Source organism: Pseudomonas caricapapayae, from assembly GCF_001400735.1.
Taxonomy (GTDB): Bacteria; Pseudomonadota; Gammaproteobacteria; order Pseudomonadales; family Pseudomonadaceae; genus Aquipseudomonas; species Aquipseudomonas caricapapayae.
This window is the reverse complement of the sequence record NZ_LJPW01000146.1, coordinates 139,966-147,153: the sequence shown is the minus strand read 5'-3', so window position 1 is coordinate 147,153 and position 7,188 is coordinate 139,966. Positions and strand designations below refer to the sequence as shown.

Genomic DNA, 7,188 nt, shown 5'->3' with positions numbered 1-7,188 from the left:
AGCGGACTTGCGCAGTTCGTGGACAAGTCCGCTCCCACGGCTTTTGGCCAGAATCAAAAGCGGACTTGCAGGTAACGCTGAGTGCTCCGCGTCTGCTCTTTCCTAGTACCAGCGCGCTTCGCCTGGCGGGCGTTTCTTGAAGCGTTTCATGGTCCACATGTACTGGCTCGGGTAGGCCCGAACATACTTCTCGACCACTTTGCTCATCGCCGCTGCCGAGGTTTCAGTGTCGGTGCTGTACATGGCTTCGGGGGCGGCTTCCAGTACCACTTTGTAGCCCGAACCATCCGGCAGGCGCATGGCGTGCAGGAAGACACCTATGGCCTTGCCTCCGGCCAGCATGTTCGGCACAAACTTGCTGGTCAACGCCTGAGTGCCGCAGAAAGGTACGAAGATGCCCGCTGATTCAGCCGGCTCCGGATCGGCCGGAATGCCTACCGACCCGCCTTTGCGGACCTCCTTGATGACACTGAGAATGCCTTCCTTGGTCGATGCCGCAACCCGGTTGCCCAACTGCACACGTTGTTTGCGCAACAGGTCATCCACGGCCTTCAACTTGGGCGGACGGTAGAAGATGATCGGCTTGCACTGGCTGCAATAGAAGTGATTGAGCACTTCCCAGTTGCCCAGGTGACTGGTGATGCCGACCACGCCCTTGCCCGACGCCAGCGCGTCCTTGAGCACGTCGAGCCCTTCGACTTCGCGCACCAGGTTGATCGATTTCTGTGCCGGCCAGATCCACGCACAGGCGCTTTCGGTCAATGTCTTGCCGATGTCCATGAGGCTGTGGCCAACGAGCTTTTCCAGCTCGGGCTCGCTCAACTCGGGGAAACACTTGGACAGGTTGATCCGCGCCACTTCGCGCGAGCGGTTGGGCAGCTTCCACATCAGCCAGCCAATGGCGGTACCCACCCACTGCACGGCGCGCCACGGCAACAGTGCAAACAATCGCAATGCCCCGACCATTACGGCGCCTTTGAACTTATCCACAGATGACTCCCAGATTCTCGAGGCGGGTAGTGTAACCGTCAGCGGCTCAGGATCGCATACCGATCGCAGTCGACGGTGTGGTCCATGACCATGCCGCTGGCCTGCATGTAGGCGTAACAGATGGTCGGGCCGACAAAGGTAAATCCGGCCTTTTTCAGAGCCTTGCTCATCGCTTCGGCCTCGGCGGTAATCGCCGGGACTTCGCTGCGGTCCTTGAAATGATTGATCTTCGGTATATCGCCCACAAACGACCAGAGCAATCCGACCGGATCTTCCAGCGCCAGCCAGGCCCGTGCATTGGTGCGCACAGCCTTGAGCTTGAGACGGTTGCGGATAATGGTCGGATCAAGCATCAGCGCGTCTATCTCGGCGTCGCTCAATTGCGCCAGGCGCTCGACATCGAAGCCGAACAACACCTCGCGATAACGCGCCCGGCGCTTGAGAATCGTTATCCACGACAGCCCGGCCTGGAACCCTTCGAGCAAAAGCAACTCGAAGAGCTTCTGCGCATCGCGCAGCGGCACTCCCCACTCCTGATCGTGATAAGCGATGTACAGGGGGTCTTCGTTGCACCAAAAGCAGCGTGTCATAGGGCTCCCAAGGAGTGGACGTGCGGCCGAATCGGGTATACTCCCGCTCTTTGAATCGCAGCCCAGCACAGGTGAAATTTGTGAGCCAGCCTACGCCAGCCGTGCGTACCTTCCAAGACTTGATCCTCGCCCTCCAGCAATACTGGGCGGAACAAGGTTGCGTGGTACTTCAGCCCTACGATATGGAAGTAGGCGCCGGCACGTTCCACACTGCCACGTTTCTGCGCGCCGTAGGCCCGGAAACCTGGAACGCCGCTTACGTACAGCCAAGCCGTCGCCCGACTGACGGCCGTTACGGCGAAAACCCGAACCGCCTGCAGCATTACTATCAGTTTCAGGTAATTCTCAAACCGAACCCGGATAACTTCCAGGAACTGTATCTGGGCTCGCTCAAGCACATCGGTCTCGATCCGCTGGTGCATGACGTGCGCTTCGTCGAAGACAACTGGGAATCGCCGACGCTGGGCGCCTGGGGTCTGGGCTGGGAGATCTGGCTCAACGGTATGGAAGTCTCGCAGTTCACCTACTTCCAGCAAGTCGGTGGCCTTGAGTGCTACCCGGTTACCGGCGAAATCACTTACGGTCTCGAGCGTCTGGCGATGTACCAGCAGGGCGTGGACTCGGTCTACGATCTGGTCTGGGCTGACGGCCCGTTCGGCAAAGTGACTTACGGCGATGTGTTCCACCAGAACGAGGTGGAGCAATCGACCTACAACTTCGAACACGCCAACGTCGACAAACTGTTCGAACTGTTCGATTTCTATGAAAGCGAAGCTGCGCGTCTGATCGAGCTGGAGCTGCCGTTGCCGGGCTATGAAATGGTCCTCAAGGCCTCGCACACGTTCAACCTGCTGGACGCCCGTCGCGCCATTTCCGTGACCGCGCGTCAGCAATACATCCTGCGCGTGCGCACGCTGGCCCGCTCGGTGGCTCAGGCTTACCTGCAGGCACGGGCCCGTCTCGGCTTCCCGATGGCACCGCCCGATCTACGCGATGAAGTGTTGGCCAAGCTGGAGGCAGCGCAATGAGTGCTCAAGATTTTCTGGTCGAACTGGGCACAGAAGAACTGCCACCCAAGACCCTCGGTTCTCTGGCAGACGCTTTCCTCGCCGGTATTGAAAAAGGTCTGTCGGGCGCAGGTCTGACCTACAGCGCCAAACAGGTCTACGCCGCGCCACGTCGTCTGGCAGTGTTGATCACCGCACTGGCTACGCAACAGCCGGATCGCAGCGTCAATCTGGACGGCCCGCCCCGTCAGGCGGCATTCGACGCCGATGGCAATCCGACCCAGGCAGCCCTGGGCTTTGCCAAGAAGTGCGGTGTCGACCTGAGCGAAATCGATCAGAGCGGCCCGAAACTGCGCTACAGCCAGACCATTCTCGGCAAGCCGACCACGTCCCTGTTGCCGACCATCGTCGAGGACTCGCTGAACGACCTGCCAATTGCCAAGCGCATGCGTTGGGGTGCCCGCAAGGAAGAATTCGTGCGGCCGACCCAGTGGCTGGTGATGCTGTTCGGTGATCAGGTGGTCGACTGCACGATTCTCGCTCAGAGCGCGGGTCGTCATTCTCGCGGTCATCGCTTCCATCACCCGGAAGACGTGCGTATTACTTCACCCGCCGGCTACCTCAGCGATCTGCGCGCGGCTTATGTACTGGCCGATTTCAATGAGCGTCGCCAGATCATCAGCAAACGCGTCGACGAGCTGGCCACCCAACAGGAAGGCACCGCCATCGTGCCGCCGGCCCTGCTGGATGAAGTGTCCTGCCTGGTCGAGTGGCCGGTTCCGCTGGTGTGTTCTTTTGAAGAGCGCTTTCTGGAAGTACCTCAGGAAGCACTGATCACTACCATGCAGGACAACCAGAAGTATTTCTGCCTGCTGGATGCCGAAGGCAAGTTGCTGCCGCGTTTCATTACCGTGGCCAACATCGAGAGCAAGGACCCGGCGCAAATCATCGCCGGTAACGAGAAAGTGGTTCGTCCTCGCCTGACCGACGCCGAATTTTTCTTCAAGCAGGACAAGAAACAGAAACTGGAAACCTTCAACGACCGTTTGAAGAACGTCGTGTTCCAGGCTCAGTTGGGTAGCGTGTTCGACAAGGCCGAGCGCGTGTCGAAACTTGCCGCCTACATCGCTCCGCGCATTGGCGGCGACGCCCAGCGCGCGGCGCGGGCCGGCTTGCTGTCCAAGTGCGACCTGTCCAGCGAGATGGTCGGCGAGTTCCCGGAAATGCAGGGCATTGCCGGTTACTACTATGCCAAGGCCGACGGCGAGCCTGAAGATGTCGCGCTGGCGCTCAACGAGCAGTACATGCCAAGAGGTGCGGGTGCCGAGCTGCCGACAACACTGACCGGCGCTGCCGTGGCCATTGCCGACAAGCTTGATACGCTGGTCGGCATCTTCGGTATCGGCATGCTGCCCACCGGCAGCAAAGACCCTTATGCACTGCGTCGTGCTGCGCTGGGCATCCTGCGTATCCTGATCGAGAAGAAGCTGGACCTGAATCTGGTCGAGACGGTGAAATTCGCCGTTACGCAGTTCGGCGCGAAGATCAAACCAGCCGGTCTGGCCGAGCAGGTACTCGACTTCATCTTCGACCGCCTGCGTGCGCGTTATGAAGACGAAGGCGTGGATGTAGCGGTGTACCTCTCGGTACGTGCCCTGCAACCTGCCTCGGCGCTGGATTTCGATCAGCGTGTTCAGGCAGTCCAGGCCTTCCGCAAACTGCCGCAAGCTGCCGCACTGGCTGCGGTGAACAAGCGCGTATCGAACCTGTTGAGCAAGGCCGAGGGCAGTATCGCCCAGACTGTCGAGCCCAAGTACTTCGACAACGCCAACGAGTTCTCCCTGTACTCGGCCATTCAGCAGGCCGACCATGCCATCCAGCCAATGGCTGCCGAGCGTCAGTACAGCGAATCGCTGGCGCGTCTGGCGATGCTGCGTGAACCGGTCGATGCGTTCTTCGAAGCAGTCATGGTCAATGCGGAAGACGCCAATGTGCGCGCCAACCGCTATGCCTTGCTGTCGCGACTACGCGGCCTGTTCCTCGGCGTTGCCGATATTTCGCTGCTGGGCTGACAGGGGAGTCGAGGGTGAAACTGCTGATACTTGATCGGGACGGAGTGATCAACCATGACTCCGACGCTTACATAAAGTCGGTGGATGAATGGGTGCCCATTCCCGGTTCGATCGAGGCTATCGCAGATCTGAGCAAGGCCGGCTGGACGGTGGCTGTCGCCACCAACCAGTCGGGCATTGCCCGAGGTTATTATGATCTGGCCACTCTGGACGCCATGCATGCGCGCTTGCGCAAGCTAGTGGCGGAGCAGGGTGGCGAGGTCGGTTTGATCGTCTATTGCCCGCATGGGCCAGACGATGACTGCCACTGCCGCAAGCCCAGACCCGGCATGCTGCAGGCCATCGCCCGTCATTACGCAGCAGACCCCAAAGGTCTCTGGTTCGTGGGCGACAGTAAAGGTGACCTGCAGGCCGCAGTGGCCGTCGATTCTCAGCCTGTACTGGTGATGACCGGCAAAGGCCGTAAAACGATGGACAGCGGAGTGCCGGCAGGCACGTTGATTTTTGACGATCTGGCGGCGGTTGCCGCAGAACTTATCCACAACAGCGCTTCACTGAACAGGTAGCTCGTCAGGTTCAGGACGCTCAAGGAGCGGGCACCTGCCCGTACGGTAAACGTAACTATGTCGATCATGCAGGCAATCAGGACCTTCTTCTTTTACCTGTTGCTGGGCACCAGCTCGTTGCTGTGGTGCACATTGAGCTTTTTCATTGCACCTTTCCTGCCGTTCAAAGCCCGCTATCGCTTCATCAACGTCTACTGGTGTCGCTGCGCCATCTGGCTGACCAAAGTGTTCCTGAACATTCACGTTGAAGTGAAGGGCGCAGAAAACGTACCGAAAACACCCTGCGTGATCATCTCCAACCACCAGAGCACCTGGGAGACCTTCTTTCTATCGGCGTATTTCGAGCCCATGAGCCAGGTTCTCAAGCGTGAGTTGCTCTATGTGCCGTTCTTCGGTTGGGCTATGGCAATGCTGCGGCCGATCGCCATTGACCGCGATAACCCGAAAGCCGCGCTAAGGGAAATTGCCAAGAAAGGCGACGAACTGCTCAAGGATGGAGTCTGGGTGCTGATATTCCCGGAGGGCACGCGCGTGCCTTACGGCCAGGTCGGTAAATTCTCTCGCGGCGGCACTGCCTTGGCGGTAAACGCTGATCTACCGGTTCTGCCCATCGCACATAACGCTGGCAAATACTGGCCTCGAGATGGCTGGGCAAAGAAGCCCGGCACTATCCAGGTGGTAATAGGCGAACCGATGTATGCAGAGGGCACAGGTCCGCGTGCCATTGCCGCGCTGAATGACCGCGTTCAAGCCTGGAATGAGGACGCGCAGCGAGCGATGGGCTCGCCTGTTGCACCCGCAGTAAACCCCGAGAAAGTACCGGCGTGATTTTGTGGATAACCTGTGTACGGTTTTTCTGAAAGCAGTCAAAAAACCAGATTAACCCTCTAATTTATATACATATTTTTTCAGGCTATAAAAAACTGAAAAACGTGCATAAGTTTTAGTGATGTAGTTGAAACCGACCTGCGCAGGTCGGTTTTTTTATGCTTGATGGATTGGCGAAACGACAGCCCGATAGGCTCGAGCAGGCATGCCGTACTGCTGGCGGAATACCCTGCTGAAATGCGCCACATCACTGAACCCCCAACGCCAGGCGATCTCGCCGATTTGCCGGTTGACGAGCAACGGTTCGCGCAGGTCAGTGGCGCAACGCTGAAGCCTGGATGCCAGCAGATACCGGCCAAACGAAGTCTGTTCATCCTGAAAAAGACTGCTGATGTAGCGCGTACTCACCCCGAATCGGGCGCTGACGCTATCCAGGGAGAGGGCTGTATCTGAAAGATTGGCCTGAATGTGGTCCTTGATGCGCAGCAGTAAACCACTGCGCCTTGAACCCTGTACCTGTCCTTTGACACGCTCGGACAACGCCATGGCTAACAGATCCAGACCTTGCTCTGTAATCCGCATTTGCTGCGTTGCGTCGACTCGATTTTCCAGAGCAGCCAGACCAGTAAAAAGGTCGAAGACCAGCCCGTTGAGAGGGTTGTCACGAGACATTGATAGCGCGGTCAGATATTCCAGATTGCACAAGCGCTGTTGCAGGCTGTTGCGCGGAATTTGCACTACGGTCTGCCTGAATGCACTGTCGAAGTGCAGCCGATAGGGGCGACGAGTGTCGTAAATAGCAAAATCACCGACTTTCAATACGGCGTCGCGCCCCTCCTGAGATACCTGAGCTTGCCCCTCGAGCGCCAGACTCACCAACACGAACTCATCGTCACTGCGCGCGATCCTTGTGGCATCTCGAACAACCGTTTGCTCACAGGACTGTATGTCCACCAAGGCCAGCGTTGCCACGCTATGCGAGCGCAAGCGCCCATGAAAGCTCTGCCGATCCGAGAACGCGCAGTCCAGCGGGACGAACGTATTGCACACCACTTCTTGCCAGAAATCTGCGCGCTCCCGTGGGGCAATACTGTGGGTATCGAAATAGATGCTCATCGCGTTCAACCTGCACTTT

The 7,188-nt window shown here is 58.4% G+C and carries 7 protein-coding genes; 4 read left to right on the top strand and 3 right to left on the bottom strand.

Annotated elements, in window-relative coordinates:
• Positions 1-102 precede the first annotated feature (102 nt).
• Together ALO80_RS21700 and ALO80_RS21695 are read right to left on the bottom strand one after the other, a co-directional pair.
• Complete coding sequence (locus ALO80_RS21700) at positions 103-990, bottom strand: lysophospholipid acyltransferase (RefSeq protein ID WP_055010466.1); 888 nt, start codon at positions 988-990, stop codon at positions 103-105.
• 38 nt (positions 991-1,028) lie between these two features.
• A complete protein-coding gene (locus ALO80_RS21695; RefSeq protein WP_055006599.1) occupies positions 1,029-1,580 on the bottom strand; it encodes a DNA-3-methyladenine glycosylase I in 552 nt (183 codons plus the stop codon).
• 80 nt (positions 1,581-1,660) lie between these two features.
• On the opposite strand from ALO80_RS21695, the gene glyQ reads away from it, so the two are divergent.
• The 4 genes from glyQ to ALO80_RS21675 are packed head-to-tail and all read left to right on the top strand — an operon-like array spanning position 1,661 to position 6,053.
• Entirely contained in the window at positions 1,661-2,608 is a 948-nt protein-coding gene (gene glyQ, locus ALO80_RS21690) for a glycine--tRNA ligase subunit alpha (RefSeq protein WP_002551326.1), read from the top strand.
• Positions 2,605-4,659, top strand: coding sequence for a glycine--tRNA ligase subunit beta (gene glyS / locus ALO80_RS21685; protein ID WP_055010465.1), 2,055 nt, complete (start codon positions 2,605-2,607; stop codon positions 4,657-4,659). The genes glyQ and glyS overlap by 4 nt, the downstream gene beginning before the upstream one ends.
• A gap of 14 nt (positions 4,660-4,673) precedes the next feature.
• A complete protein-coding gene (gmhB, locus tag ALO80_RS21680; protein WP_055010464.1) occupies positions 4,674-5,225 on the top strand; it encodes a D-glycero-beta-D-manno-heptose 1,7-bisphosphate 7-phosphatase in 552 nt (183 codons plus the stop codon).
• Between the two features lie 57 nt (positions 5,226-5,282).
• Positions 5,283-6,053, top strand: coding sequence for a lysophospholipid acyltransferase family protein (locus ALO80_RS21675; protein ID WP_054985585.1), 771 nt, complete (start codon positions 5,283-5,285; stop codon positions 6,051-6,053).
• Positions 6,054-6,209: 156 nt separating this feature from the next.
• Here the strand turns inward: ALO80_RS21675 and ALO80_RS21670 are convergent, their stop codons facing one another.
• A complete protein-coding gene (locus ALO80_RS21670; protein WP_055010473.1) occupies positions 6,210-7,169 on the bottom strand; it encodes an AraC-like ligand-binding domain-containing protein in 960 nt (319 codons plus the stop codon).
• Positions 7,170-7,188 lie beyond the last annotated feature (19 nt).

Coding starts and splice junctions, on each gene's coding strand:
- ALO80_RS21695 (WP_055006599.1), bottom strand. CDS start 1,580: ATGACACGCTGCTTTTGGTGCAACGAAGACCCCCTGTACATCGCTTAT.
- glyS (WP_055010465.1), top strand. CDS start 2,605: ATGAGTGCTCAAGATTTTCTGGTCGAACTGGGCACAGAAGAACTGCCA.
- ALO80_RS21675 (WP_054985585.1), top strand. CDS start 5,283: ATGTCGATCATGCAGGCAATCAGGACCTTCTTCTTTTACCTGTTGCTG.
- ALO80_RS21670 (WP_055010473.1), bottom strand. CDS start 7,169: ATGAGCATCTATTTCGATACCCACAGTATTGCCCCACGGGAGCGCGCA.